This window comes from Azohydromonas aeria (genome assembly GCF_009760915.1).
GTDB lineage: Bacteria > Pseudomonadota > Gammaproteobacteria > Burkholderiales > Burkholderiaceae_C > Azohydromonas > Azohydromonas aeria.
In genome coordinates this window covers 1-24,643 of the sequence record NZ_VIDQ01000093.1, presented here as the reverse complement: position 1 = coordinate 24,643, position 24,643 = coordinate 1, and the positions used below count along the sequence as shown (strand labels likewise).

Below are 24,643 nucleotides of genomic sequence, written 5' to 3'. Positions count from 1 at the left end.
CCACTGGAACGCCAGCAGCGCGGCCAGCACCAGCGCGCCGGCGAGCACCGCCACGCTCCACAGCGGCGGCAGGTGCAGGCCCGGGCGCTGCGGCGCGGACACGCCCTGCCAGCGCAGCGACAGGCTGCGCGCGCCGCCGCCCGGCGGCTGCGCCGTGGCCGCCGCCGGGCGCACCGAGCGCAGCACGCGCTCGGCGATGGCGTCCAGCCGCGCGCGCGCATCGGGCTGGCCGCGCCAGCGCCCTTCGAAGCCCAGCGCCAGGCAGACGTAGAACAGCTCCAGCACCTCGGCATTGGCCGCCGGGTTCTCGCCCAGCTTCTCCAGCAGCTCGAAGGCTTTATGGCCCCCCCAGCGCTCCTCGTGGAACTCGCCCAGCAGCGTGCGCGCCTCCCAGCAGCCCTGGCCCCAGGGCGTGGCGGCGATGGCCTCGTCAAGGAAGCTGCACAGCAGGTAGCGCGCGGCCGTGACGCGCGGGCGCGCCACGCCGCTGGCCGCGGCCTGGGCCTCGAAGTCGGCCATGTGCGCCAGCAGCTGCTCGCGCAGCGCGTCCGGATCGGCGTGCGTGCTGCTGGCGCGCAGCTGCGCCACCAGCGCCAGCAGCACGCTGGCCGCGCCCAGCAGCGGGTTGACGCCCGCCACCAGCCGCTGCAGCTCGACGCCCGCGCGCGGCGTGCGCGCCGGCGCGGTCGAGGCCGAGGCCGACGCCGGGAGGGGCCCGGACTGCACGGCGGTGGCCTGGCCGCCGGGCGCCGGCATGCGCAGCGCCGTGGCGTCCGCGTCCGCGTCCGCGTCCGGCACGGCCAGCAGCGTGCGGTCGTCATCGGCTTGAAGGCGGGACACGGTGCCCGCCCCGGCGCCGGGCGCGGGCATGCGCAGCCAGGGCTGCGCGGCTGCAGCCGGCACGAACACCGTCGCGGCCTCGTCCGCCGCCGCCGGCGCCGGCCCGAACAGCGTGCGGTCGTCGTCGGGCGCGGCTGGCGCCGGGAACAGCGTGGCGTCGTCGCTGCCGGCAATGTCAGGGGGGGAAAGCCCGGGTGCCGGCCTGCGCGGCGCGGCGCCGGCGGCGGGGCCCGGCAGGGGCAGCAGCGTGCGGTCGTCGGCGTCGGCGCCGGCATCCGCGCCGGGCTCGGCGCCGGTGGCTGCGGACCGGGGAGACCGGGGCTCCATCGCCGCCCTCGCGTGCGTCGCGGCCGCGGCTCAGTGGCCCGGCGCCAGGGCCTCGCGCAGGAAGCGCTGGCGCTGCCCCTCGTCGTCCAGGCTGCGCGCGACCTCCTCCAGGAAGGCGCGGCGGCTGCCGCCGTGGGCCGCGGCGCGCTTGGTGATGACGCGCGCGATCGGGCCGATGTAGGTGGTCAGCAGCCGCGTGGCCTGCTCCACGTCGGCCGGCGTGGCCGCCGGGCTGGTGTCGGCGGGCGGCAGCGGGGTGGGCGTGCCGCCGCCGACCGTGCCGGCATGGGCGACCGCGGCCGTGGACAGCGCCGCGCCGCGGCCCAGCACGGCGCGCAGGAAGGCCTCGCGCTCGGCGGGCTTGTCGATGCATTCGGTGAGCGCCGCCGCCAGCGAGCCGATCTGCTTGTGCTGCTGCGCGGCGCGGCGCACCAGCACCCGCGCCACCGGGCCCACGAAGCGCGCCAGCTCCACCTCCACGCCCTTGAGCTCGGGCGGGCTCCAGCCCGTGGGCGGGGGCGTGCTGGGCTGGGCCGGCGCCAGCACCGAGGCCGGCGCCGGCGCGGCCATGCCCGCGGCGTCGCCCGGCAGCGGCCGCGCCGCCGGGCGCGCCGCGATGACGGTGGACTCGGAGAGGCCGTCGGCCAGCGGGCGCCCGTACTGCGCCAGCAGCGCGGCGCGGAAGGCCGCGGCGCTCTGGAAGCGCTCGGCCGGCGCCTTGGCCAGGGCGCGCGCGACGATGGCGTCGTACTGCGGCCAGCGGTGCTGCGGATCGATGGCCGAAGGCGGCTCGGGGTCGTGGTAGCAGACGTCGTGCATCACCGCTTCGAGCCGGCCGCGAAAGGGCGGCTGGCGCGCCAGCAGGTGGTAGAGCAGCACGCCGGCGGAGAAGATGTCGATGCGGTGGTCGAGCTGACCGCCGAGGTAGAACTCCGGCGCGATGTAGCCCGGCGTGCCCATGATGATGTTGGTGCGCGTGCGGTCCGCGCTCTCGATGCGGGCGATGCCGAAGTCGGTGAGCTTGATGCGCCCGTTGCCCATCACCAGGATGTTGGCCGGCTTGATGTCGCGGTGCCAGATCTCGTGGCTGTGCGCGTACTCCAGCGCGTCGAGCAGCTGCGCCATGGTGCTCACGGCGTCGCGCTCGTCGAACTCGGTGCGCCGGTCCAGGTACTCGCGCAGGCTGTGGCCCTGCACGTACTCCATGGCGATGTAGGCCCAGGGGCCGTCCTCGCCGTACTCGTAGACCGAGACGATGCCCGGGTGGCTGAGCGTGCCCGCGGCCTGCGCCTCGCGGCGAAAGCGCTCCGAGAGGGACTGCGCCTTGTCCTCGTCCTCGATGAGCTCCTTGTGGATGGTCTTGATCGCCACCGCGCGCTTGATCACCGGGTCCCAGCCGCGGTAGACGATGCCCATGGCGCCGCGGCCGATGACCTCGGTGATGGGGTACTTGCCCAGCCGCTCCGGAATCGCCATGGGGACCTTGCCTCGCCTTGTCTCGGCAGCCTTCAGCCGTCGAGCATCTTCATCGCCTGGACCATGCTGGTGCGCATGCGCGCGATCGACTTGGCCAGCACGCCGATCTCGTCCCTGGCGGTGCGCTCGAAGTCGGGGATGTCGAGCTCGCCCAGCGAGACGCGGTCGGCAAAGCGCGAGAGGTGGTCCACCGGGCGGATCACCATGGCCCACAGCATCAGGTTGAGCACCACGCCGATGGCCACGAACACGCCGGCGATCGAGCCCATGAACACCGTATAGACCTTCTGCGCGCGCTCCAGCGCCACCCGGGTCGGCACCGAGATGATCTGCGCGCCCACCACCTCGTTGAGCTGCCAGCCGAAGCCGTTGGCCGGGCCGTAGCGGTCCACCAGCGTCTTCGGCGCGGCCTCCACGGAGCTGTGGCAGCGCAGGCACGCCGGGTTGGTGATCTTGATCGGCCGCGCGATGTAGAAGCTGCGCCCCGTGGGCGTGTCGCGGTCGCCCAGCAGCTCGGTGGCCTCGGCATTGCCGCGGAACTGCGTGACGATGTCGGCCTCCCATTCCACGGCGCGGTCGCGCGGGTTGGTCGGGTTGAGCACCGCTTCCTTGTAGCCGTACTCGTCGTGCTTCTTGCGCAGGTCGTTGAAGACCTCGGTGGCGGAGTACGCGGGGATCGACTGCGGCAGGAAGGTGTACTTCATCTGCGTCTCCAGCAGCGGGCCGATCTGCGAGGAGGTGTAGTTGCGCGCGGCCAGCGCCGTGTCCATCAGCAGCCGCGCGCTGTCGGCGATCTCGGCGCGGGCGTTGCGCTCCAGCAGCCGCCACGACACGAAGCCCGTGGCCGCGAAGCCCACGGCAAAGATCAGCACGAACACCAGGTTGAATTTCAACAACAGCTTCACCGGGGGCCTCCTTCAACGCGAACCCGCCACCGCCGGCGCGTGCCTGGGCAGGTACTTCTCGGGGAACAGCACCGGGTCCCATTCGGGGTGGGACGCCAGGTTCGACACCAGCGCGGCGCGGAACGCCGGCTCGCGCGCCTTGGCCTTCCAGCGCTGCACCAGCGGGCGGCGCAGCGCCGGCTCGGCCTTGAGCCAGGGCTCGACGTCGCCGTAGTCGAAGTCCGGCGCCGGCTTCGCCACCACGCCCTGCTCGCGCCAGCGCTCGGCACGCAGCGGCAGCGAGTCGCGGAACGGGCGCGGCATGTCCTGCAGCAGCGCGCCCATCGCGCCGCCGCCCATGAGCTCGCCGCGCGCGCCGGCCTTGCGCTGCCACAGCTGCCCGTCGCGCAGCGCCAGCGGCGCGGCCGCGGCGCCGGCGCCGCGCTCGGCCACGCGCACCGGGCCGGTTTCGACGAAGAGCGCCAGCGCCGCGGGCTGCGCATGCAGCACCACGGTGCCGGGCGCGGCCGGCAGCTCGGCCAGCGCCGTGCGCACCTCCAGCCCGCCGGGCTTGCCCGGCTCGGCCGTGGGCTGGCGCACCTTGGCCCAGCCCCGCAGCAGGTAGAGCAGGCGCGGCGCCGCGGCGCCGCGCGCGCCGGCGGCAGCCTCCAGCAGCGCGCGCGTGTCCGGGCCGAGCTGCGCCACGCTGCGGTCGGGCAGCTCGATCTGCATGAAGGCGGCGGCCGCGGTCTCGACGATGTCGCCCGGCGCCAGCGCCAGGCCCTCGGCCGCGTGGAGGCGGCCGGCGCCGCGGTAGACCAGCGCCTGCCCTTCGAGGATCGTGACGCCGCCGCTGCCGCCCATCGCGTCGGCGGCCGCTGCGCCCAGCGGCGCCGCGATCGCAGCAATCAGGACGAGTTCACGCAACATCGCGCTGGCCTCCTGCAATCCCCGGAGTCGGGTTGCAAACGAGAATTAGGGCCCTGTGCCGGAGCACTGTCAATTCAACCAAGGGCACCTCCTGGAGGGCCCTCGGAAGCCGGGTTCGCCGCCCCCGAATCCCCCCGAGGGGTGGGGCGGTAGCATGGTTCACAGCGCCTGCGTTGCACCACCGCGCCTGGGGGTTCACACACCATGCTGATCCGAGTGCTTTCCCACGGCGGCCAGCCCCTGGCGGCGCCGTCCTCGGCCCGCTTCGACGCGGCCGGCGGCTTCATCGGGCGCGGCACCGACTGCACGCTGGTGCTGCCCGATGCGCAGCGCCTGATGTCGCGCCGCCACGCCCAGCTGCTCTGGCGCGACGGGCGCCTGCACATCCGCCAGCTCGGCGCCAACCTCGGCGTGGAGCTCGACGGCCAGCCGCTGGGCCTGGAGGGCGAGGCGCCGCTGGCGCCGGGCATGACCATCCGCATCGGCCCCTACTTGCTGGAAACGGCGGCCGACGCGCCCGCGGCCGAGCCGCCCGCCGAGGCCGCCCCGCCCGCGCCGCGGCCCGGCGTCTTCAGCGAGGTGCTGGCCGAGGTCGCCGCCCGCGCCGGCGTGGCCGCGCCGCTGCCGCCGCCCCAGGCGGCGCCTGCCGCGCCCGTTGCCGCACCGGCACCGGCACCGGCACCGGCAACCGCACCCGTGCCCGTGACCCAACCCGCGACCCCAACCGATGCGGCGCAGGCGCTGGTGGCCGCGCTCTATGCCGGGCTGGAGCTGCCCGTGCCGGCATCGCCCTCGCCGCAGGAGGCTCGGCTCATCGGCGAGCTGCTGCACGCGGCCCTGGGTGGGCTGCTGGAGCTGCTGGCCGCGCGCCACGTGGCCAAGCGCGAGCTCGGCGCGCCCGCCACGCGGCTGCAGCCGCGCGAGAACAACGCCTTGAAGTTCTCGCCCGACGTGGACACCGCCCTGGCACACCTGCTGGGCCCCGCGCGCCGCGGCTTCATCCCGCCGCTGGCGGCCGTGCGCGAGGCCTGCGAGGACCTGCGCACGCACGAGATCGCGCTGCTGGCGGGCATGCGCGCGTCGGTGCAGGCGCTGCTGGGGCGGCTGGCGCCCGAGGCCATGGAGGAACTGCGCCAGGCGCGCGGCGGCTGGAGCCCGCCGCTGGACGTGCTGCGCAAGGCCCAGCTCTGGGATCGCTACTGCGGGCACTACGCGCAGCTGCTCTCCGAGCTGCGCGAGCAGGCCGACCCGCTGTCAAGCCGCGCCTTCGTCGAGGCCTACGAGGCGCAGCGTGAAAAACTCGCGCACCCGCCTCGGGAGGATTGACCCCGGAGGCCGGGCACCCCATGCGCCGCGGCTACAATCGCGGCCTTTCCGAGGAGCGTTGCAAGGCCGGCAGTCCCGCATGGACCCTGGCCCCAGGCTCGGAAACCTTCCCTCAGAAGCAACCGCGCTCACCCGCAACGAACCGCGTGGGTGAGTCCGTTTCCCTGGTTGCGTGCGTTGCGGGCTCTGCAATGGAGACCCCATGAACGCCGTTCTCAAGCCCACCCAAGATTTCGTCATCGCCGATGCCTCGCTGGCCGACTGGGGCCGCAAGGAAATCCGCATCGCCGAGACCGAGATGCCCGGCCTGATGGCCATCCGCGAGGAATACGCCGCGCAGCAGCCCCTGAAGGGCGCGCGCATCACGGGCAGCCTGCACATGACCATCCAGACCGCCGTGCTGGTGGAGACGCTGCAGGCGCTGGGCGCGCAGGTGCGCTGGGCCTCGTGCAACATCTTCTCGACCCAGGACCACGCGGCCGCCGCGCTCGTGGCCGCTGGCACCCCGGTGTTCGCCTACAAGGGCGAGACGCTCAAGGATTACTGGGACTACACCCACCGCATCTTCGACTTCGGCCCCAAGGGCAGCGAAGGCGAAGGCCCGAACATGATCCTGGACGACGGCGGCGACGCGACGCTGCTGATGCACCTGGGCAAGAAGGCCGAGAAGGACCCCTCCGTCATCGCCAACCCGGGCTCCGAGGAGGAGCGCGAGCTCTTCGCCGCCATCCGCGCCAAGCTCGCCGAGGACGCCACCTGGTACAGCCGCAAGTCGGCCCACATCATCGGCGTGACCGAGGAGACGACCACCGGCGTGCACCGCCTCAAGGAGATGAGCGCCAAGGGCACGCTGCTGTTCCGCGCCATCAACGTCAACGACTCCGTCACCAAGAGCAAGTTCGACAACCTCTACGGCTGCCGCGAGTCGCTGGTGGACGGCATCAAGCGCGCCACCGACGTGATGATCGCCGGCAAGGTCGCGGTGGTGTGCGGCTACGGCGACGTGGGCAAGGGCTCGGCGCAGGCGCTGCGCGCGCTCTCGGCGCAGGTCTGGGTCACGGAGATCGACCCCATCAACGCACTGCAGGCCGCCATGGAAGGCTTCAAGGTCGTGACCATGGACTGGGCCGCCGATAAGGCCGACATCTTCGTCACGGCCACGGGCAACAAGGGCGTGATCACCTACGCGCACATGGCCGCCATGAAGGACCAGGCCATCGTCTGCAACATCGGCCACTTCGACAACGAGATCGAGGTCGCCGACCTGGAGCGCGAGTGCAAGTGGGAGGAGATCAAGCCGCAGGTGGACCACGTCGTCTTCCCCTCTGGCCGCCGCATCATCCTGCTGGCCAAGGGCCGCCTGGTGAACCTGGGCTGCGCCACCGGCCACCCCAGCTTCGTGATGAGCTCGTCCTTCGCCAACCAGACCATCGCCCAGATCGAGCTGTTCACGCACAGCGACTACTACGAGGTGGGCAAGGTCTACGTGCTGCCCAAGCACCTCGACGAGAAGGTGGCGCGGCTGCACCTGAAGAAGGTCGGCGCCATGCTCACCGAGCTCAGCGACGAGCAGGCCGAGTACATCGGCGTGCCCAAGCAGGGCCCGTACAAGCCCGACACCTACCGCTACTGATCGCAGCGGCAGCCGCACCACGCCGAGGAAGAGGAGCCCAGGCCATGCGAGTGGACCAGCTGCTGGTGCAGCGCGGCCTGGCGCCCAGCCGCTCGGCGGCGCAGCGCCTCATCCAGCGCGGCGCCGTGCGCTGGCTGGGGGCGCAGGGCTGGGCCGCGCCGCGCAAGGCCGGCGACGAGGTGCCCGCGGACTGCGGGCTGCAGGTGTCGGACGACGCCGAGCTGCGCTGGGTCTCGCGCGGCGGCTTGAAGCTCGAAGGGGCGCTGGCGGCCACCGCGCTGGACGTGGCCGGCCGCTGCGCGCTCGACGTGGGCCAGAGCACCGGCGGTTTTACTCACGTGCTGCTGGCGCGCGGCGCCCGCGGCGTGGTGGGTGTCGACGTCGGACACGGACAGCTGCACCCGAGCCTGCGCGCCGATCCTCGCGTGCGTGCCCTTGAAGGCCTCAATGCCCGCACGCTGGGCCCGCAGGACCTGGGCGATGCCCTGCCCGCCGGCGGCTTCGGCCTCATCACCGGCGACCTGTCCTTCATCTCGCTGACGCTGGTGTTGCCTGCCCTCGCCCCCCTGCTCGCGCCGCAGGGTGACCTGCTGATGCTGGTGAAGCCGCAGTTCGAGCTGCAGCCGGCCGACATCGGCAAGGGCGGGCTGGTGAAGGACGCCGCGGCCTACGCCCGCGTCGAGCAGCGGCTGCGCCAGGCCTGCGCCGACTGCGCGCTGCGGGTGCAGGGCTGGCTCGACAGCCCCGTCACCGGCGGCGACGGCAACCGTGAATTCTTCGTGTGGGCCAAGCGGCCCGCACACCAGGGAGACTGACCATGACCGAGTCCCGGCGCGACTTCGCGCTCAGCCTCGAATTCTTTCCGCCCAAGACGCCCGAAGGGGCGCAGAAGCTGACCGCGGTACGCGACCAGCTCTACGGGCTGCAGCCCGAGTTCTGCTCCGTGACCTACGGCGCGGGCGGCTCCACGCAAAGCGGCACGCTGCAGACGGTGCGCGCCATCCTGGCCGAGGGCCAGCAGGGCGCGCCGCACTTCTCGTGCATCGGCGCCAGCCGCGAGTCCATCCGCGCGCAGCTGGCCGAGTTCCGCGAGGCGGGCATCCGCCGCATCGTGGCGCTGCGCGGCGACCTGCCCAGCGGCTTCGGCGCGGGCGCCCTGGGCGAGTTCCGCTACGCCAGCGACCTGGTGCGCTTCATCCGCGAGGAGACCGGCCGGCACTTCGCCATCGAGGTCGGCGCCTACCCGGAGATGCATCCGCAGTCGCGCTCGCCGCGCGCGGACCTGCTGGCCTTCGCCACCAAGGTCGAGGCCGGCGCCGACTCCGCCATCACGCAGATGTTCTTCAACCCCGACGCGTACTTCCGCTTCGTGGACGAGGCACAGGCGCTGGGCGTGGGCATCCCGATCGTGCCGGGCATCATGCCGATCACCAACTCCAGCGGCATCCTGCGCTTTGCCGACACCTGCGGCACCGAGGTGCCGCGCTGGATGCGGCTGCGGCTGGAGTCCTTCGGCGACGACACGGCCTCGATCAAGGCCTTCGGCCTGGACGTGATCACGGCGCTGTGCGAGCGGCTGCTGTCGCAGGGCGCGCCGGGGCTGCACTTCTACACGATGAACCAGTCCGCGGCCGTGCTGGAGCTGTGCCGGCGCCTGGGGCGCTGAGCCCCAACGGCCGCGGGCGCAAGCACGGTTGCGAGCGCAAGCGTGCGCCGTTGCACATTGGCAACAACCCGGAGCGCACTTGCTGTGGCTCAAGTCCGCGCCGGGGCCTGGATCCTCTAATCCTCACCAAGCCAAACGCAACCGGCTTCATTCGAGGAGAAGAGGACATCATGAAGAAGCAACTCATCGCCCTGGCCGCCATGGCCGCCCTGGCCGCCCCGATGCTGGCCCAAGCTCAAGACTCGGGCGACTGGATCGTGCGCGGCCGCGCGCTGCACCTGGACTCGGCCAACAAGGGCATCGAAGGTCTGAGCGTCAATAACAAGACCTTCCCCGAAGTCGACATCACGTACTTCTTCACGCCCAACCTGGCCGCCGAACTGATCCTGACCTACCCGCAAAAGCACGACGTGCGCGTGGCGGGCATGGGCAAGGTCGGCACCATCAAGCACCTGCCCCCGACGCTGAGTCTGCAGTACCACTTCACCGGCCTGCAGGGCTTCCGTCCCTACGTCGGCGCGGGCATCAACTACACCCGCTTCTCCGACCTGGACCTGGCTGTTCCGGCCAGCGCTGACAAGAACAGCTTCGGCTTCGCCTTCGGCGCCGGCGTGGACATCCCGCTGGGCGGCGGCTGGCTGCTCAACGCGGACATCAAGAAGGCCCACATCCACCTCGGCGACGTGAACGTGCCGGCCCTGGGCGGCAACCTGGGCACCTTCAAGGTGGACCCGGTGCTGTTCAGCATCGGCGTGGGCTACCGCTTCTAAGCAGAGTCCTGCTCCCCAAGCGAAACGGCGGCCCTTCGGGCCGCCGTTTTTCGTTGGGCCGCCGGCAGGCGCGGCGCACGATGCGTGCGCAACTACCGCGCGATGCGCCGCGGCTCAGGGCTGGCGCGGCTCCTCCTGCGGCTTCTCCCAGGCCAGCCCCTCCTCGTTGAGCACGGCATCGAGCGGCACGTCGTGCGCCTCGGGCTTGAGCCACGGCACCCAGCCATGCGTGTAGGCCAGGCCCGCGGTGTAGGGCCGCGGCTGCAGCGCGGCCAGGGTGCGGTCGTAGAAGCCGCCGCCGTAGCCCAGGCGCAAGCCCCCCGGACCATAGCCCACGCAGGGCACCAGCAGCAGCTCGGGCTGAAAACTCTCGGTGTCCTTGGGCTTGGGAATGCCGAAGGCGTCGTCCTCCATCGGGCAGCCCGGCCACCAGACGTGAAAGCGCAGCTGCTTGGTCTCGCGGTCGATGACCGGCAGCCCGATGCGCCGCCCCGGCTCGGCCTCGCTCCAGCGGTAGAGCGCGGGCAGCGCGTCGAACTCGCCCTTGATGGGCCAGTACGCGCCGATGGCGGTCTCCTTGCGCGTCACCAGCCACACGCGCAGCACCTGCTGCAGATACTGCGCGCGCTGCAGCCGGTCCACCAGCGACTGGCGCTCGGCCTTGAGCTGGCGGCGCAGCAGCGTCTTGTCTCGCGAAAAATCCAGCGGCGGCAGCGGGTTCGAGCTCATGGCGAAATGGCGACGGCGGCGCGTAAGGCGAAGGCCGCCATTGTGCCGGCAGCCGCCGGCACCGGCCCCCGGCCGCAGCCAGCAGCCCCAGCATCCGCTGCCCGTGCCTGGGCCCGCAACCGGCGCTCGGCCTCAGCCCGCGGCCAGGCCCCGTCCCGCCGCGCGCCGCGACGCGCGCAGGCCCAGGCGCCGCAGCAGCGCCGCCAGCCCGGCCAGCGGCGCGGCCACGCCCGCGGTGCCCGGCGCGGCCTGCGGCGCCAGCAGCAGCTCGAAGCGGCTGTCGCGCCACCCTTCGGCCACGAACTCCACGCCCGGCGGCAGCGCTACGCGCTCGCCGGCGCGCAGCCACAGGTCCTCGCTGGCGGCGTCGCCCGCCGGCGCGCTGCGGGTGAGCCAGAGTTCGCCTTCGAGCAGGCGCAGCCAGCGCGTCTGGCGCGCCGCGCCCAGGCGCCGCGCCTGCCGGCGCGCCAGCGTCCACACCGGCGCGGCGGCACCGCGGGAGCGTTGCGTTTCAAGCATCAACATCCGGGTCTTCATGGCGGCCTCCTGGCATCTGTCACACCCCTACTATCGTCTTGATGCGAAGCAGGGTCCAATGACATCCGTACCGGCCATTGATGCGTTTTGATCATGAATAGATTGCCCCACCGCCCGCTTGCCGTGGGCCCGCTGCGCGCCTTCGAGGCGGTGGCGCGGCTGCTCAATTTCCGCGCCGCGGCGCAGGAGCTGAACCTGACGCAGTCGGCCGTGAGCCGGCAGATCCAGGCGCTGGAGGAGGAGCTGGGCGCGCAGCTGTTCATGCGCGGCACGCGCCGCGTGGAGCTCACGCTGGCGGGCTCGGCGCTGCAGCGCGGCGTGCTGCCGCTGCTGGAGCGGCTGGACGCGACGGTGCGCCAGATCCGGCTCTCGCGCGGGCGGCGCCAGGTCAGCATCGCCACCTTCGCCTCCTTCGCCTCGCTGTGGCTGCTGCCGCGGCTGGAGCCGTTCCAGCGCGCGCATCCGGACATCGACATCCGCGTCGGCACCGCCGACGCGATGTCGGACCTGGACGACCCCGACCTGGACCTGGTGCTGCGCTACACCCTGCCCGCCGCCGTGCCGGCCGAGGCCCAGCGGCTCTTCGGCGAGCGGCTCACGCCGGTGGTCAACGCCGGGCTGTGGGCGCAGTCGTGCCAGGGCCTGGCGCCGCCGCTGCGCACGCCGGCCGACCTGGCGCAGCACACGCTGCTGGAGGAAGAGGACAACCGGCCCAGCGCCCTCTACCTGAGCTGGCGCCACTGGCTGGCGCAGCAGGGCTTGCCGCGGCTGGAGCCCGCGCGCTGGATCTACCTGAACTACACCTACCAGCAGGTGCAGGGCGCGCTCGCGGGCCAGGGCGTGGCGCTGGCGCGGCTGGCGCTGGTGCACGAGTCGCTGGAGCGCGGCGAGCTGGTGGAGCCCTTCGGCGCGGCCGCGCGCGTGCCTTCGCCCTATGCGTACTGGCTGATCCCGGGCCGCGCCGCGCGGCCGCGCCCGGAGCTGGCGCAGCTGCAGCAGTGGCTGCTGGAGCAGGGCGCGGCGTCGAGCCGCGCGCTGGGCGAGGAGCCGGCCGGCGGGGTCCAGTAGGCCGCCGGCACGGCGGGGCATTTCTTCTTCGTTTCGGGGGGTTGCGCGCTGCGCTATCTTCAGCCGGTTGCCCCCGCCGACTGCCTCTTCAATTCCCATGAACCGCCCTTTCCGCCTGGCCGCGCTCACCCTGGCGCTGCTGACTGCCCTGCCCTGCACCGCCCCCGTCGCCCTGGCCCAGAGCGGCGACGCCATCGTGGTGGAGGCGCGCGACGCGCTGCGCAAGCGCGACCGCATGAAGCTGGCCGCCGCGCGCAGCCTCGTCGCGGCCGAGAACCACCCGCTGGCCGGTTGGGTCGATTACTGGGAGCTGGGCAACCGGCTGGCGCAGGCCTCGACCGACGAGGTCGAAGCCTTCTACGCGCGCTGGAGCGGCAGCTATGTCGAGGACCGGCTGCGCAACGACTGGCTGCTGGAGCTGGGACGCCGGCGCGACTGGGCCGCCTTCAGCCGCGATTTCCCGCGCTTTCGCATGAACGACGACCGCGAGGTCACCTGCTACGCGCTGCTCACCGAGCACCTGGCCGGCCGCAACGTGCGCGACGCCGCGCGCGAGGCCTGGCTGGGGCAGCGCGACGCCGACGACGGCTGCAACCTGCTGGCGGGCACGCTGGTGCGCGCCGGCGTTTTCGGCGCCGACGAGGTGTGGCTCAAGCTGCGCCAGGCGGCCGAAGCCAACCGGCCCAAGGCCGCGCAGGCCGCCGCCGCGCTGCTGGGCAGCCCCACGGCCACCGTGGCCCTGGGCGAGGTCTTTGGCCAGCCGGTGCGCTACCTGGCGCGCAAGGCCTCGGCCGGCGACCGCACCGGCGCGGAGCTGGCGGCGCTGGCGCTGGCGCGCGCCGCCGCGTCCGACCCCGAGGGCGCGGCCGGGCTGGCGCAGGACTGGCAGGGCCGGCTGCCGCCGCAGCTCGCGGGCTGGGTCTGGGGCCAGGTGGGCATGCAGGGCGCCTTGAAGCTGATGCCGCAGGCCGCGGAGTGGTACTTGCGCGCCGGCGCGCTGGCCGCCGCGCCGGGGCCGAAGGTGCCCTGGAGCGACGACATGCTGGCCTGGCAGGCGCGCGCCGCGCTGCGCGGCACGCCGCAGCGCTGGGCCCTGGTGCGCGACGCGGTGGACGCCATGTCCGGCGCGCGCCAGCGCGAGCCGGTGTGGATGTACTGGAAGGCGCGCGCGGTGCTGGCCGACGCCGCGCCCGGGCCCGAAGGCGACGCGTTGCGCCAGCAGGCGCAGCAGGCGCTGGCGGAGGTGGCCAATGGCCTGGGCTTCTACGGCAAGCTCGCCGCCGAGGACCTGGGGCGCAAGCCGGCGTTGCCGCCGGCCCCGGCGCCGCTGGCGCCGGCCGAGCGCGAGGCCGCCAAGACCAACCCCGGCCTGTCGCGCGCGCTGCAGCTCATCGAGCTGGGCCTGCGCAACGAGGGCGTGCGCGAGTGGAATTTCACCTTGCGCGGCATGGACGACCGCGCGCTGCTGGCCGCGGCGCAGCGCGCCTGCGAGCGCGAGGTCTGGGACCGCTGCATCAACACCAGCGAGCGCACGCGCGACGAGGTGGACATGGCGCAGCGCTTCCCCATGCCGCACCGCCAGGCGGTGCTGCGCGAGGCGCGCGCCATCGGCCTGGACCCGGCCTACGTCTACGGGCTCATCCGCCAGGAGTCGCGCTTCATCACCGATGCGCGCTCGCATGTCGGCGCCTCGGGGCTGATGCAGGTCATGCCCGCCACCGCGCGCTGGACCGCCAAGAAACTGGGCATTCCCTACACGCCCGACCTCATCACCGACCGCGACACCAACCTCAAGCTCGGCACCGGCTACCTGAAGCTGGTGCTCGACAGCTTCGAGGGCCGCGAGGCGCTGGCCGCCGCCGCCTACAACGCCGGCCCCGGGCGGCCGCGGCGCTGGCGCGAGGGCGCCACGCTGGAGTCCGCGGTCTGGGCCGAGAACATCCCCTTCAACGAAACGCGCGACTACGTACAGAAGGTGCTGTCCAACGCCGTGGACTACGCTGCGCTGATCACCGGCCAGCCGCCCTCGCTCAAGGCGCGGCTGGGCAGCACCATCGGGCCGGGCGCGCGCGCCGCGGAGGCGGAACTGCCCTGAGGCGCGCCGGGTCCGACGCCCATTGAGCAGCCTTTCCATCAAGCAGGAGTGAAGCCATGCGACGTGTGTTGATCCTGGGCGGCACCGGCTTCATCGGCCGGGCCCTGTGCGCGCAGCTGGCCGAGCGCCATCCCGATGCCGAGCTGGTGGTGCCCACGCGCCACAGCGGCCAGCGCCGCGAGCTGCTGGCGCTGCCCGACGTGGAGCTGGTGCAGGCCGACATCCACGACGAGGCCGCGCTGGCGCGGGTGCTCGCGGACTGCGACGCGGCGGTGAACCTGGTGGGCATCCTGCACGGCGACGACGCGCGCTTTCGCCGCGTGCACGCGGAGCTGCCGCGCAAGCTCGCGCATGCCTGCCGCGTCGCGGGCGTGCGCCGCGTCGTGCACGTCAGCGCCCTGGGCGCGGCGCCGGACGCGCCCTCGCGCTACCTGCGCAGCAAGGCCGCCGGCGAGGCCGCGCTGCAGACCTCGGGGCTGGACGTGACGATCCTGCGCCCCTCGGTGGTGTTCGGCGAGGAGGACCAGTTCCTGAACCTGTTCGCGCGGCTGCAGCGCTGGGCGCCGGTGCTGCCGCTGGCCGGCGCGCAGGCGCGCTTCCAGCCGGTGTGGGTGCACGACGTGGCGCGCGCGCTGCTGGCCTGCCAGGAGCAGCCTTCCACCATCGGCCAGGTCTACGAGCTGGCCGGACCCGCCGTGTACACGCTGGGCGAGCTGGCGCGGCTGGCGGGCCGGGTCTGCGGGCACGAGCGGCCCGTCATCGCCGTGCCCGACGCCGTGGGCCGGCTGCAGGCGGCCTTCATGGCGCTGCTGCCGGGCGAGCCGCTGATGTCGGGCGACAACCTCGACTCGATGAAGGTGGACAACGTCGCCACGGGGCGGCTGCCCGGGCTGCAGGACCTGGGCATCACGCCCGCGGCGGTGTCGGCCATCGCGCCGCAGTACCTGTCCGCGCGCAACGGCTGCGTGCGGCTGGATGCGTGGCGGGCCAAGGCGCGGCGGGGCTGAGCGCCACGGCCGCTGCCGGCGGGCGCACCGGGCGCCCGCTTTCAACCGGTCACTTCGCCTTCTTCACCGGCCGCTTCCAGCCCGGCACGGTGAGCTGCTTGGCGCGCACCACGGTGAGCTGGCCGGCCGGGGCGTCCTTGGCGACCGTGGAGCCGCCGCCGATGGTTGCGCCCGCGCCGATCTCCACCGGCGCCACCAGCACGCAGTTGGAGCCGATGTGCGCGTCGGCGCCGATGACGGTGCGGTGCTTGTTGGCGCCGTCGTAGTTGGCGGTGATCGAGCCCGCGCCGTAGTTGACGCGCTCGCCCACCGTGGCGTCGCCGAGATAGGCCAGGTGGTTGGCCTTGGCGCCGCGCGCCAGCGTCGAGTTCTTGACCTCGACGAAGTTGCCGATGTGCACCTCCTCGGCCAGCTGCGCGCCCGGGCGCAGCCGCGCGAACGGGCCGATCTGGGCGCCCGCGCCGACCTGCGCGCCGTCGATGTGCGTGAACGCCGCCAGCTGCGTGCCGGCGTCGATGCGGGCGTCGCGGATCACGCAGTACGGCCCCACGCGCACGCCCTCGCCCAGCGTGACCTCGCCTTCGAAGACGCAGCCCACGTCGATGTCCACGTCCGCACCGCAGGACAGCTTGCCGCGCAGGTCGAAGCGCGCCGGGTCGGCCAGGCGCACGCCGGCTTCCATCAGCGCTTCGGCCTGCTGGCGCTGGAAGCGGCGCTCCAGGTCGGCCAGCTGCAGCGGGCTGTTCACGCCCAGCACCTCGGTTTCGCCGGAAGCCTGCGTGGCGACCACCGGCACGCCCTCGGCCACAGCCATGGCCACGATGTCGGTCAGGTAGTACTCGCCCTGGGCGTTGTCGTTGTTGAGCTGCGAAACCCAGCGCTGCAGCAGCGCGGTGGGTGCGGCCATCATGCCGGTGTAGACCTCGCGGATGGCGCGCTGCGCCGGGCTGGCGTCCTTGTGCTCGACGATGGCGCGCACCTGCTCGCCCTCGCGCACGATGCGGCCGTAGCCGGTGGGGTCGGCCAGCTCGATGGTCAGCAGCGCCAGCCGCTGCCCCGCGCAGGCGTCGAGCAGGGAACGCGCGGTCTCGGCGCGGATCAAGGGCACATCGCCGTTGAGGATCAGCGTCGTGGGCAGCGCCGCGTCGAGCGCGGGCGAGGCCATCTGGATGGCATGCCCCGTGCCCAGTTGCGGCTGCTGGCGCACGAACTGCAGGCCCGGCGCGGCGACAGCGGCCTCCACGGCCTCGGCGCCGTGGCCGGTGATGACGACGGTGCGCTGCTGCGATGCCTCCAGCGCCGACACGGTGCCGAGCACGTGCTGCAGCAGGCTGCGGCCCGCGAGCTTGTGCAGCACCTTCGGAAGCGCTGATTTCATGCGGGTGCCTTTGCCCGCGGCCATGATGACGACGTTCGATGCCATGAAAGAGTCCTTGCGAGGTTGGCGAATTATCGGTTTGGCGCTGCTGGTGGCCGTCCTGACCGGGTGCGCGGCGATGCGCATGGTGTATCGGCAGGCTGACGAGCTGCTTTACTGGTGGGCCGACGGTTATGCCGACTTCACCGACGCGCAGGCGCCGCGTGTGCGTGCGGCCATCGACGAGTGGTTCGAGTGGCACCGCACCACGCAGCTGCCCGTCTATGCCGAGCGGCTGGCGCGGCTGCAGCCGCAGGCGATGGCCGACACCACGCCGGCGGCGGTGTGCGCGCTGCGCGACGAGGGCGAGCGCTGGGCCGATGCGGCCTGGACCCATGCCCTGCCGGCCATCGCCACGCTGGTGCCGACGCTGGAGCCGGCGCAGTTCGAGCACATGCGCAAGCGCATGGACAAGTCCAACCGCGACTTCCGCAACGACTTTGCCAAGCCCGACGCGGCCGCGCGCCAGAAGGCGTTGGTGAAGCGCACGCTGGAGCGCGCCGAGCGGCTGTACGGCCGCTTCGACTCCGCGCAGCGCGAGCGCATCGCGCAGCTCGAAGCGGCGTCGCCCTTCGACCCGGAGCTGGCGCTGCGGCTGCGCCAGTTGCGCCAGCAGGAGGTGCTGCAGACCCTGCGCGGCCTGCAGGGCGCCGACCCGGCCCGGGCCCAGGCCGCGCTGCGCGCGCTGGCGCAGCGCCTGCAGCAACCCGTGCACGAGGACGAGCGCCGCTACCGCGACGCGATGGAGGCCTACAACTGCGAGCTTTCCGCCCAGATCCACAACCTCGCCACGGCCGAGCAGCGCCGCCACGCGCGCGAGCGGCTGCACGGCTGGGAGACGGATTTCAGGGCGCTGTCGGCGCCGGCGAAGGGATGAGGCTTCCCGGCCGCCGAAGGGGAAAACCCATCGTCATGCCGGCGAAAGCCGGAATCCACGCCCGTGAGGATGCAGCCCGGAGTTCGTGGACCCGGCTTTCGCCGGGATGACGGAATCCGTCAGGGCGCGGCCTGGGCTGCTGCCGGCTCCAGCGGCACGTTCACGCGCCGCGGCGAGGCGTTGCCCTGCGGGAAATCGGCCAGCGCGGCGCGGAACATGGCGTCGAACAGCGCGGTGCCGCCGGACAGCGCGCCGTCGCTGCGCGCGTGGCCCTCGTACAGCACCGGGCCGCCCTGGCGGTCGCGGATGATCACGCTGACCTCGCGCTCGTACCAGGGCGCGCTGTAGGCCGGCCCCCACCACGGCGGCCCCCACGGGCTGCCCCAGTAGCCGGGAAAGCGCCGCCCGGGCACGGCGAAGGCCGGGCCCCACGGGCCGCCCCAGGGGCCCCAGCCGCCCGCGTAGTCGAAGCGCTCGTAGCGCGTGTTGCGCAGGTTGACCTGCACGCTGAAGGCGGCCTGCGCGGCTTGAGCCGCGGGCGTGAAGCCGGCCTGCGCCAGTGCCGGCCGCGCCGCGTCTTCGAGCTGCTGCTGCAGCGTCAGCTCGGCCTGCTGCGAGGGCAGCCGCTCGAACACGTAGCTGCCCGGCGCGCGCCCGGCGGGCCAGGCGCCGTAGCCGACCACGTCCGAGGACACCTGGTTCAGCGAGGCGCAACCCGTGGCCAGCGCAGCGGCGGCCACGGCAAGGGACAAGCGAAGCGTTGACATGACAACTCCCTGGACAAGAGGTCGGCGGCAAGCATCGTGCCCCGCGAAGGTTGCCCTTTCCTTGCCGGAAAGGGCGGCGGCGCGCGCCCTCAGCGGTCGAGCTGCAGCTGCACCACGGAGGACGGCGGCGCGGCCTCTTCCTCGTCGTGGTCGAAGGCCTTGTCGCCGTCCGGGTCGGGCACGCCCGTGGCCTTGAGGCCCATGAAGTCGTAGAGCCGCTTGTCCATCATGTGCGACGGCACGATGTTGCCCATGGCGGTGAACATGTTGTCGATGCGCCCGGGGAAGCGCTTGTCCCAGTCGCGCAGCATCTGCTTGATCTGCACGCGCTGCAGGTTCTCCTGGCTGCCGCACAGGGTGCAGGGAATGATCGGGTACTGCCGGTGCGCGGCCCAGCGCTCGATGTCGGTCTCGGCCGCGTAGGCCAGCGGCCGGATCACGACGTTGCGCCCGTCGTCGCTCACCAGCTTGGGCGGCATGCCCTTCATGCGGCTGCCGAAGAACATGTTCATGAACAGGGTCTGCAGCATGTCGTCGCGGTGGTGGCCCAGCGCGATCTTGGTGGCGCCCAGCTCGCCGGCGACACGGTAGAGGATGCCGCGGCGCAGCCGCGAGCACAGGCTGCACATCGTCTTGCCCTCGGGGATGTGCTTCTTGACGATGCTGTAGGTGTCCTGGTTCTCGATGTGGAACGGGATGCCCAGCGACTTCAGGTATTCCGGCAGCACGTGCTCGGGGAACCCGGGCTGCTTCTGGTCCAGGTTGACGGCCACCAGCTCGAAGTTGATGGGCGCGCGCTGGCGCAGGTTCATCAGGATGTCGAGCAGCGTGTAGCTGTCCTTGCCGCCCGAGAGGCAGACCATGACGCGGTCACCCTCCTCGATCATGTTGAAGTCGGCAATCGCCTGGCCGACCTGGCGGTGCAGCCGCTTGGACAGCTTGTTGATCTCGAAGGCGGCCTTCTTCTCGGCGCGGCGGGCCGCGTCGTCGAGGGCGGGATTCGGCTCGGAATTCACTTCGGGATTCAGGGTGGACGTACTGCTCATGGTGCTCAGGCCTGTGCGTCGTTCTTGATGCCGAAGACCTCGACGCCCACGGCTTCGCAGTCGGGGTACACGTCGGGCTTCTCGGTGGAGACGCGCGCGGCCATGACGCGCGGATGCGCCAGCATCAGCGCCAGCACGTCGTCGCACAGCGTCTCTTGCAGGTGGATGTGGCCGCGCGACACGCGCTCGGCGATGGTGCGGCGGATGAAGTCGTAGTCCACGACCTCGTGCAGCTCGTCGGCCTTCGGGGTGGACAGCGCCAGCGGGATGTAGAGCTCGACGTTGATGAGCACCCGCTGCTCGCCCTTCTTCTCGAAGTCGTGCACGCCGATGTTGATCCAGACCTCGTAGTTGCGCAGGAACAGCCGGCGGCAGGTCATGAGGCTGGGGTGGGAAAGCAGGCTTTGCATCTCAGTCGGGAGTCTTGGGCGCGAGGAAAAGCACGTCGCGCGCCTGGCGTGCCAGGTGCTGGCCGCCGTCCACCAGCAGCGTGGTGCCGGTGACGGCGGGCGATTCGAGCACGAAGCGCACGGCGTGCGCCACGTCTTCGGCGCTGGAGGACCGCCCAAGCGGCGTCATGGCATGCGCGGCCGTGAACTGCTGCGCGTCCATCGGGCCCGAGGGCAGCGTCACGCCGGGCGCGACGCCGGCCACGCGCAGCACCGGCGCCAGCGCCATGGCCAGCAGCGTGGTGGCGCTCTCCAGCGCGGCCTTGGAGAGGGTGTAGGACAGGTGGTCCGGGTTCGGGTTCCACAGCTTCTGGTCGAGCAGGTTGACCACGCAGCCGCGCGCGCCACGCGCGGCCAGGTGCGCGTGCAGCGCCTGCGCCAGCAGCACCGGGGCGGCGGTGTTGGCGCGCCAGTGGCGCTCCATGGCGGCGTGCGTGAAGTCGGCCACCGTGTCGTGCTCGAACAGCGAGGCGTTGTTCACCACCGCGTCGAGCCGGCCCAGGGTTTCGACCACGGCGGGCACCAGGGCCCGGGTCGCGCCTTCGTCGGCGAGGTCGGCGGAGAACACCTCGGCACGCACACCGAGTGCGCGCAGTTCGGCCACGGTGTCGGCGGCCTCGTCCTGGGAGTCGCGGCAGTGCACGGCCACGTCCCAGCCGTGGGCGGCCAGTTCCAGCGCGATGGTGCGCCCGATGCGGCGGGCGCTGCCGGTAACCAGCACGGCGGGTCGCTGGACCATGATTCCTACAATCCCCCACATGCATAGAGAAGACGAACCCGCCAGTGTATCGGCCGCGCTGGCCCACCGGATGCGCCAGGACATCGCCGCGGCCGGCGGCTGGTGGCCCTTCGATCGTTTCATGGCCGCCGCGCTGTACACGCCGGAACTGGGCTACTACGCGCACGGCGGCGTCAAGTTCGGCGCGCTGCCCGAAGGCGGCAGCGACTTCATCACTGCGCCGGAACTCAGCCCCCTGTTCGGCCGCGCGGTGGCCACCCAGGTGGCGCAAGTGCTTGACGCCGCGGGATTGGACGAGGTGGTCGAGTTCGGCGCCGGCACCGGCGCGCTGGCCGCGCAGCTGCTGGAGGCGCTGGGGGATCGCTGCCGCCGCTACACCATCGTCGAACTCTCGGCCTCGCTGCGGCAGCGCCAGCAGGAGCGGCTGGCCGCCTTCGGCGAGCGCGTGCGCTGGGTCGATGCGCTGCCGGACCGCATCGAGGGCGTGGTGGTCGGCAACGAGGTGCTCGACGCCATGCCGGTGCAGCTGCTGCACTTCGACGGCGCCCGGTGGCTGGAGCGCGGCGTGGCGGTGGAGGAATGGCGCTTCGTCTTCGCCGACCGGCCGACCGACCTGCGCCCGCCCGTCGAAGGCCCCTTCCTGCCCGGCACCGTGACCGAGATCCACCCACAGGCGCGCGCCTTCGTCGCCACGCTGGCCGAGCGTTTGAAGCGCGGCGCCACCTTCTTCATCGACTACGGCTTTCCGGAGGCCGAGTACTACCACCTGCAACGCCACGGCGGCACGCTGATGTGCCACCGCGCGCACCAGGCCGACACCGACCCGCTCGCCGACGTGGGACTGAAGGACATCACCGCGCACGTGGACTTCACCGGCATCGCGCTGGCCGGCCAGGACGCCGGGCTCGACGTGCTGGGCTACACCTCGCAGGCGCACTTCCTGATGAACTGCGGGCTGCCCGCGCTGCTGGCGCAGGCCCCTCTGCGCGAGCGCATCGCGGCGCAGAAGCTCATCGAGGAGCACGAGATGGGCGAGCTGTTCAAGGTGGTGGGTTTCGGCCGGGGATTGCCGGACGGGTTCGACCCGGTCGGCTTTGCCAACGGCGACCGCAGCCACCGGCTGTGAGCGCCACGGTCAGGACCGCATGCGCTGGCTGCTCGTCTTCCTGCTCGCCTCGCTGATCTTCAGCAGCCTTGGCAACTGGCTGCGCAAGATCGGGCTGGGGCGGCTGCCCGGGGATTTCCACTTCAAATGGCGCGGGCGCGACGTTTACCTGCCGCTGGCCAGCAGCCTGGTGCTGAGCTTGATCGCGGGGGGGATCGGGATGCTGATCTGAGCCAGTGCGCCGGCTACAGGCCTGGCGTTGGGCTGCCCGCCAGCCCCACCTCGATCGCCCCCACCCGCGCCTGCGCCACCGCATCCCCGATCGCCGGCCCCTTGAGCCCGCGCGCCGCGGCCTCGCTCGCCACCGCCCGCGCATCGATCCCGCGCGCCCAGCCCAGCACCGCCAGCAACCGCGCGCGCTGCGGGTAGGCGGCGTCCTCGCGCCCAGCACGGCCGCGCGCGTCGCACTCGCAGGCCAGCAGCAGCTGCTCGAAGCGCTCCGGCCGGCGCAGCGCGTCGCAGCGCTCCAGCAGCCGCAGCAGCGCCTTCGCGCCGAACTCGCCGCTGCGGTGCACGTTGCCGTGCTCGCGCGCCACCACGTCGCCCAGCTGCGCGCAGTCGTTGGGCACTTTCAGCCGCTCGCACACGCCGCGCAGCAGCGCCGCGCTGCGCTGCTCGTGTCCCAGGTGGCGTGGCAGGATTTCAGCGGGCGTCTCGCCCTTGCCCAGGTCATGGCCCAGGCAGGCGAAGCGCACCGGCAGCGGCGCCTGCAGCCGTGCGGCGCAGTCCAGCACCAGCATCAGGTGCACGCCGGTGTCGATCTCCGGGTGGTGTGCCGCGGGCTGCGGCACGCCCCACAGCCGCTCAACCTCGGGCAGCAGCACCGCCAGCGCGCCGCACTCGCGCAGCAGCCCGAACATGCGCGACGGCTGCCGCTCCATCAGCCCGCGGGAGAGCTCCTGCCACACGCGCTCGGGCACGAGGTGGTCGAGCTCGCCCGCCTCCACCATGCGCCGCATCAGCGCCAGCGTCTCCGGGGCGAGCGTGAAGTCGGTGAAGCGCGCCGCGAAGCGCGCCACGCGCAGCACGCGCACCGGGTCCTCGACGAAGGCCGGGCTGACGTGGCGCAGCACGCGCGCGCGCAGGTCGCGCTCGCCCCCCCAGGGGTCCACCAGCGTGCCGTCCTCGCGCATGGCCATGGCGTTGATGGTCAGGTCGCGACGGCGCAGATCGTCCTCCAGCGTCACGTCCGGCGCCGCGTGCACGACGAAGCCGCGGTAGCCGCGCCCGCTCTTGCGCTCGGTGCGCGCCAGGGCGTGCTCCTCGCCGCTGCCCGGGTGCAGGAACACCGGGAAATCGGCGCCGACCGGCCGAAAGCCGGCGTCGAGCATCTGCTGCGGCGTGGCGCCGACGACGACCCAGTCGGTGTCGGTCTGGGGCAGGCCCAGCAGGCGGTCGCGCACCGCGCCGCCGACGATGAAGCGTTGCATGCGCCGGGAGTCTACGCAGCACGCAGGGCCGGTCCCCGCCCTTCAGCGCAAGCCCGCGTCCCAGGGCGCCTGCTTATTCGCCCAGCGCAGCAGCACCAACGTCTTGTGACAGCGGGCCTTGGAGCGCGGGGTGTTGGGCCAAGGACAGGCATCCGTAAATACCCGAACCCAGGGAAGCTGCCGTCCCGCGCAAGGCGCGGCGCGTTTCCCGATGTCACCCCCCGTGCCGCGGCGCCCGCAAGCGCCGCCGGCGTGTTCGTTCCCCGGATGCATGCACCTGTGCCGCCCTTCAGGAGAGATGGCATGAGATCGAAGTTCCTGGTCCTGGCTGTTTCATTGGCTGGCGCCGCCACCGCAGCCAAGGCCGCCCCGGCCGCCGCCACACCGGCGCCGCCGGCCAGCGCCACCAGCGCGGCCCTGGTGCCGGTGGCCACCCAGGCGGCCGCCCTGGCGCCGCGCGACGACGGCGTGGACGCCGCCGCCGCGGCCACGGGCACCGGCATCACCAAGCCGGCCGAGCCCGACCCGGCGCAGAGCCCCTTCCCCGTGCAGGACACGCTGCTGCTGCTGGCCGGGCTGCTCGCCATGGGCTACGTCGTCAAGCGCCGCGGCTGACGCGCGCCGCGCGCCGCCTCGCGGCGACGCAACAACGGGCCCCGCGGGGCCCGTTGCCTTTTGCGCGGGAGCGCCCCGCGCGGCGCCCGGCATGTCAGGGGGGCGATGCGCCCTGGCGCTGCTGCTGTTCCATGACCTCCGCGGCCAGGCACAGGTCGTCCCAGGCGCGGGCCTTGTCCACCGGGTTGCGCAGCAGGTAGGCCGGGTGGTACGTCACCACCAGCGGAATGCCCTGGTAGCTGTGGACCTGGCCGCGCAGCTTGCCGATGGGCAGCGTGCTGCGCAGCAGCGACTGCACCGCGAAGCGCCCCATGGCCAGGATCACGCGAGGCTGCACCAGCGCGAGCTGGCGCTGCAGGTAGGGCTCGCACTGCGCCAGCTCCTCCGGCGCGGGGTTGCGGTTGCGCGGCGGGCGGCACTTGAGGGTGTTGGCGATGAACACCTGGCGCTCGGCCGGCGCGCTCTCGCGGGTGAGGCCCAGCGCCTGCAGCATCGCCTCCAGCAGCTGCCCGGCCGGGCCGACGAAGGGTTCGCCGCGCAGGTCCTCCTGCTCGCCCGGCGCCTCGCCCACGATCATCCAGTGCGCGCGCTCGTTGCCGACGCCGAACACGGTGTGGCGCCGGCTGTTGCACAGCGCGCAGGCGCGGCAGTTCTCGACCGCCGCGCGCAGCGCCGGCCAGTCCAGCGCCTCGACCCCGCCGCTGCCGAAGGCCAGGCCCGGCGCGACGTCGATGGGCCCGTCCACGCGCCGTGCCACGGCCGGGGCCGAGGCCGCGCTGGCCGTGCCGGCGCCCGCGGCCGCCGGCAAGGGCCGCCCGGCCACGCCCGGCGCCGCCGCCGCGCCCAGGGC

At 72.9% G+C, this 24,643-nt stretch carries 25 protein-coding genes and 1 riboswitch; of the genes, 12 read left to right on the top strand and 13 right to left on the bottom strand.

Annotated features, from left to right (window positions below; all coding sequences use genetic code 11):
• From icmH to FJ694_RS31755, 4 genes are all read right to left on the bottom strand, one after another.
• Nucleotides 1–1,167 (bottom strand): type IVB secretion system protein IcmH/DotU (gene icmH / locus FJ694_RS31770; protein ID WP_198321103.1); only part of this gene is annotated, 1,167 nt, incomplete at its 3' end.
• A gap of 30 nt (nucleotides 1,168–1,197) precedes the next feature.
• Entirely contained in the window at nucleotides 1,198–2,643 is a 1,446-nt protein-coding gene (locus FJ694_RS31765; RefSeq protein WP_157271541.1) for a serine/threonine-protein kinase, read from the bottom strand.
• A 32-nt stretch (nucleotides 2,644–2,675) separates the two neighbouring features.
• Entirely contained in the window at nucleotides 2,676–3,548 is an 873-nt protein-coding gene (locus tag FJ694_RS31760; RefSeq protein ID WP_157271540.1) for a Tll0287-like domain-containing protein, read from the bottom strand.
• A gap of 12 nt (nucleotides 3,549–3,560) precedes the next feature.
• Nucleotides 3,561–4,457, bottom strand: a complete 897-nt coding sequence (locus tag FJ694_RS31755; protein WP_157271539.1) for a FecR family protein — start codon at nucleotides 4,455–4,457, stop codon at nucleotides 3,561–3,563.
• 204 nt (nucleotides 4,458–4,661) lie between these two features.
• Between FJ694_RS31755 and tagH the strand changes: the two genes are divergently transcribed.
• From tagH to FJ694_RS31730, 5 genes are all read left to right on the top strand, one after another.
• Nucleotides 4,662–5,783, top strand: a complete 1,122-nt coding sequence (gene tagH / locus FJ694_RS31750; RefSeq protein WP_157271538.1) for a type VI secretion system-associated FHA domain protein TagH — start codon at nucleotides 4,662–4,664, stop codon at nucleotides 5,781–5,783.
• 44 nt (nucleotides 5,784–5,827) lie between these two features.
• Nucleotides 5,828–5,920: riboswitch (S-adenosyl-L-homocysteine riboswitch) on the top strand.
• Between the two features lie 65 nt (nucleotides 5,921–5,985).
• The gene (ahcY, locus tag FJ694_RS31745; RefSeq protein ID WP_157271537.1) at nucleotides 5,986–7,416 is read left to right on the top strand and encodes an adenosylhomocysteinase; all 1,431 of its coding nucleotides are present in this window, start codon (nucleotides 5,986–5,988) and stop codon (nucleotides 7,414–7,416) included.
• Nucleotides 7,417–7,460: 44 nt separating this feature from the next.
• Nucleotides 7,461–8,231, top strand: coding sequence for a TlyA family RNA methyltransferase (locus tag FJ694_RS31740; protein WP_157271536.1), 771 nt, complete (start codon nucleotides 7,461–7,463; stop codon nucleotides 8,229–8,231).
• A 2-nt stretch (nucleotides 8,232–8,233) separates the two neighbouring features.
• A complete protein-coding gene (metF, locus tag FJ694_RS31735; RefSeq protein ID WP_157271535.1) occupies nucleotides 8,234–9,082 on the top strand; it encodes a methylenetetrahydrofolate reductase [NAD(P)H] in 849 nt (282 codons plus the stop codon).
• A 170-nt stretch (nucleotides 9,083–9,252) separates the two neighbouring features.
• Entirely contained in the window at nucleotides 9,253–9,852 is a 600-nt protein-coding gene (locus tag FJ694_RS31730; RefSeq protein WP_157271534.1) for an OmpW/AlkL family protein, read from the top strand.
• Nucleotides 9,853–9,966: 114 nt separating this feature from the next.
• Here FJ694_RS31730 and FJ694_RS31725 read toward each other — a convergent pair whose 3' ends face one another.
• Both FJ694_RS31725 and FJ694_RS31720 read right to left on the bottom strand, forming a co-directional pair.
• Nucleotides 9,967–10,581: a 5-formyltetrahydrofolate cyclo-ligase gene (locus tag FJ694_RS31725; protein ID WP_157271533.1), complete on the bottom strand. Its 615-nt coding sequence runs from the start codon at nucleotides 10,579–10,581 to the stop codon at nucleotides 9,967–9,969.
• A gap of 132 nt (nucleotides 10,582–10,713) precedes the next feature.
• Nucleotides 10,714–11,118: a DUF2917 domain-containing protein gene (locus FJ694_RS31720; RefSeq protein ID WP_157271532.1), complete on the bottom strand. Its 405-nt coding sequence runs from the start codon at nucleotides 11,116–11,118 to the stop codon at nucleotides 10,714–10,716.
• Nucleotides 11,119–11,211: 93 nt separating this feature from the next.
• On the opposite strand from FJ694_RS31720, the gene FJ694_RS31715 reads away from it, so the two are divergent.
• The 3 genes from FJ694_RS31715 to FJ694_RS31705 all read left to right on the top strand — a co-directional run bounded on the left by FJ694_RS31715 (nucleotide 11,212) and on the right by FJ694_RS31705 (nucleotide 15,288).
• A complete protein-coding gene (locus FJ694_RS31715; RefSeq protein ID WP_157271531.1) occupies nucleotides 11,212–12,186 on the top strand; it encodes a LysR substrate-binding domain-containing protein in 975 nt (324 codons plus the stop codon).
• 97 nt (nucleotides 12,187–12,283) lie between these two features.
• Nucleotides 12,284–14,281, top strand: coding sequence for a lytic transglycosylase domain-containing protein (locus tag FJ694_RS31710; protein ID WP_157271530.1), 1,998 nt, complete (start codon nucleotides 12,284–12,286; stop codon nucleotides 14,279–14,281).
• 56 nt (nucleotides 14,282–14,337) lie between these two features.
• A complete protein-coding gene (locus FJ694_RS31705) occupies nucleotides 14,338–15,288 on the top strand; it encodes a complex I NDUFA9 subunit family protein (protein WP_157271529.1) in 951 nt (316 codons plus the stop codon).
• A 49-nt stretch (nucleotides 15,289–15,337) separates the two neighbouring features.
• Here FJ694_RS31705 and glmU read toward each other — a convergent pair whose 3' ends face one another.
• Entirely contained in the window at nucleotides 15,338–16,711 is a 1,374-nt protein-coding gene (glmU, locus tag FJ694_RS31700) for a bifunctional UDP-N-acetylglucosamine diphosphorylase/glucosamine-1-phosphate N-acetyltransferase GlmU (RefSeq protein ID WP_157271528.1), read from the bottom strand.
• Between the two features lie 46 nt (nucleotides 16,712–16,757).
• Here glmU and FJ694_RS31695 point away from each other — a divergent pair, with 46 nt between their 5' ends.
• Nucleotides 16,758–17,582: a DUF6279 family lipoprotein gene (locus FJ694_RS31695; RefSeq protein ID WP_157271527.1), complete on the top strand. Its 825-nt coding sequence runs from the start codon at nucleotides 16,758–16,760 to the stop codon at nucleotides 17,580–17,582.
• Nucleotides 17,583–17,701: 119 nt separating this feature from the next.
• Here the strand turns inward: FJ694_RS31695 and FJ694_RS31690 are convergent, their stop codons facing one another.
• The 4 genes from FJ694_RS31690 to FJ694_RS31675 form a co-directional block, all read right to left on the bottom strand.
• The gene (locus FJ694_RS31690) at nucleotides 17,702–18,349 is read right to left on the bottom strand and encodes a DUF4136 domain-containing protein (RefSeq protein ID WP_157271526.1); all 648 of its coding nucleotides are present in this window, start codon (nucleotides 18,347–18,349) and stop codon (nucleotides 17,702–17,704) included.
• Nucleotides 18,350–18,438: 89 nt separating this feature from the next.
• Complete coding sequence (gene ttcA, locus FJ694_RS31685; RefSeq protein WP_157271525.1) at nucleotides 18,439–19,395, bottom strand: tRNA 2-thiocytidine(32) synthetase TtcA; 957 nt, start codon at nucleotides 19,393–19,395, stop codon at nucleotides 18,439–18,441.
• 5 nt (nucleotides 19,396–19,400) lie between these two features.
• Nucleotides 19,401–19,805: a dihydroneopterin aldolase gene (locus FJ694_RS31680; protein WP_157271524.1), complete on the bottom strand. Its 405-nt coding sequence runs from the start codon at nucleotides 19,803–19,805 to the stop codon at nucleotides 19,401–19,403.
• Between the two features lies 1 nt (nucleotide 19,806).
• Nucleotides 19,807–20,583, bottom strand: coding sequence for an SDR family oxidoreductase (locus FJ694_RS31675; RefSeq protein ID WP_232540319.1), 777 nt, complete (start codon nucleotides 20,581–20,583; stop codon nucleotides 19,807–19,809).
• Between the two features lie 19 nt (nucleotides 20,584–20,602).
• Here FJ694_RS31675 and FJ694_RS31670 point away from each other — a divergent pair, with 19 nt between their 5' ends.
• The gene (locus FJ694_RS31670) at nucleotides 20,603–21,709 is read left to right on the top strand and encodes a class I SAM-dependent methyltransferase (RefSeq protein ID WP_157271522.1); all 1,107 of its coding nucleotides are present in this window, start codon (nucleotides 20,603–20,605) and stop codon (nucleotides 21,707–21,709) included.
• A gap of 19 nt (nucleotides 21,710–21,728) precedes the next feature.
• Entirely contained in the window at nucleotides 21,729–21,920 is a 192-nt protein-coding gene (locus tag FJ694_RS31665; RefSeq protein WP_157271521.1) for a DUF2905 domain-containing protein, read from the top strand.
• A gap of 13 nt (nucleotides 21,921–21,933) precedes the next feature.
• Here FJ694_RS31665 and FJ694_RS31660 read toward each other — a convergent pair whose 3' ends face one another.
• Entirely contained in the window at nucleotides 21,934–23,178 is a 1,245-nt protein-coding gene (locus FJ694_RS31660; protein WP_157271520.1) for a multifunctional CCA addition/repair protein, read from the bottom strand.
• A gap of 303 nt (nucleotides 23,179–23,481) precedes the next feature.
• Here FJ694_RS31660 and FJ694_RS31655 point away from each other — a divergent pair, with 303 nt between their 5' ends.
• Nucleotides 23,482–23,793 (top strand): hypothetical protein, encoded by a 312-nt coding sequence (locus FJ694_RS31655; protein WP_157271519.1) that lies wholly within the window; start codon nucleotides 23,482–23,484, stop codon nucleotides 23,791–23,793.
• A gap of 94 nt (nucleotides 23,794–23,887) precedes the next feature.
• On the opposite strand, the gene FJ694_RS31650 is transcribed toward FJ694_RS31655, so the two are convergent.
• Complete coding sequence (locus FJ694_RS31650) at nucleotides 23,888–24,640, bottom strand: uracil-DNA glycosylase (protein ID WP_232540320.1); 753 nt, start codon at nucleotides 24,638–24,640, stop codon at nucleotides 23,888–23,890.
• Between the last annotated feature and the right edge of the window lie 3 nt (nucleotides 24,641–24,643).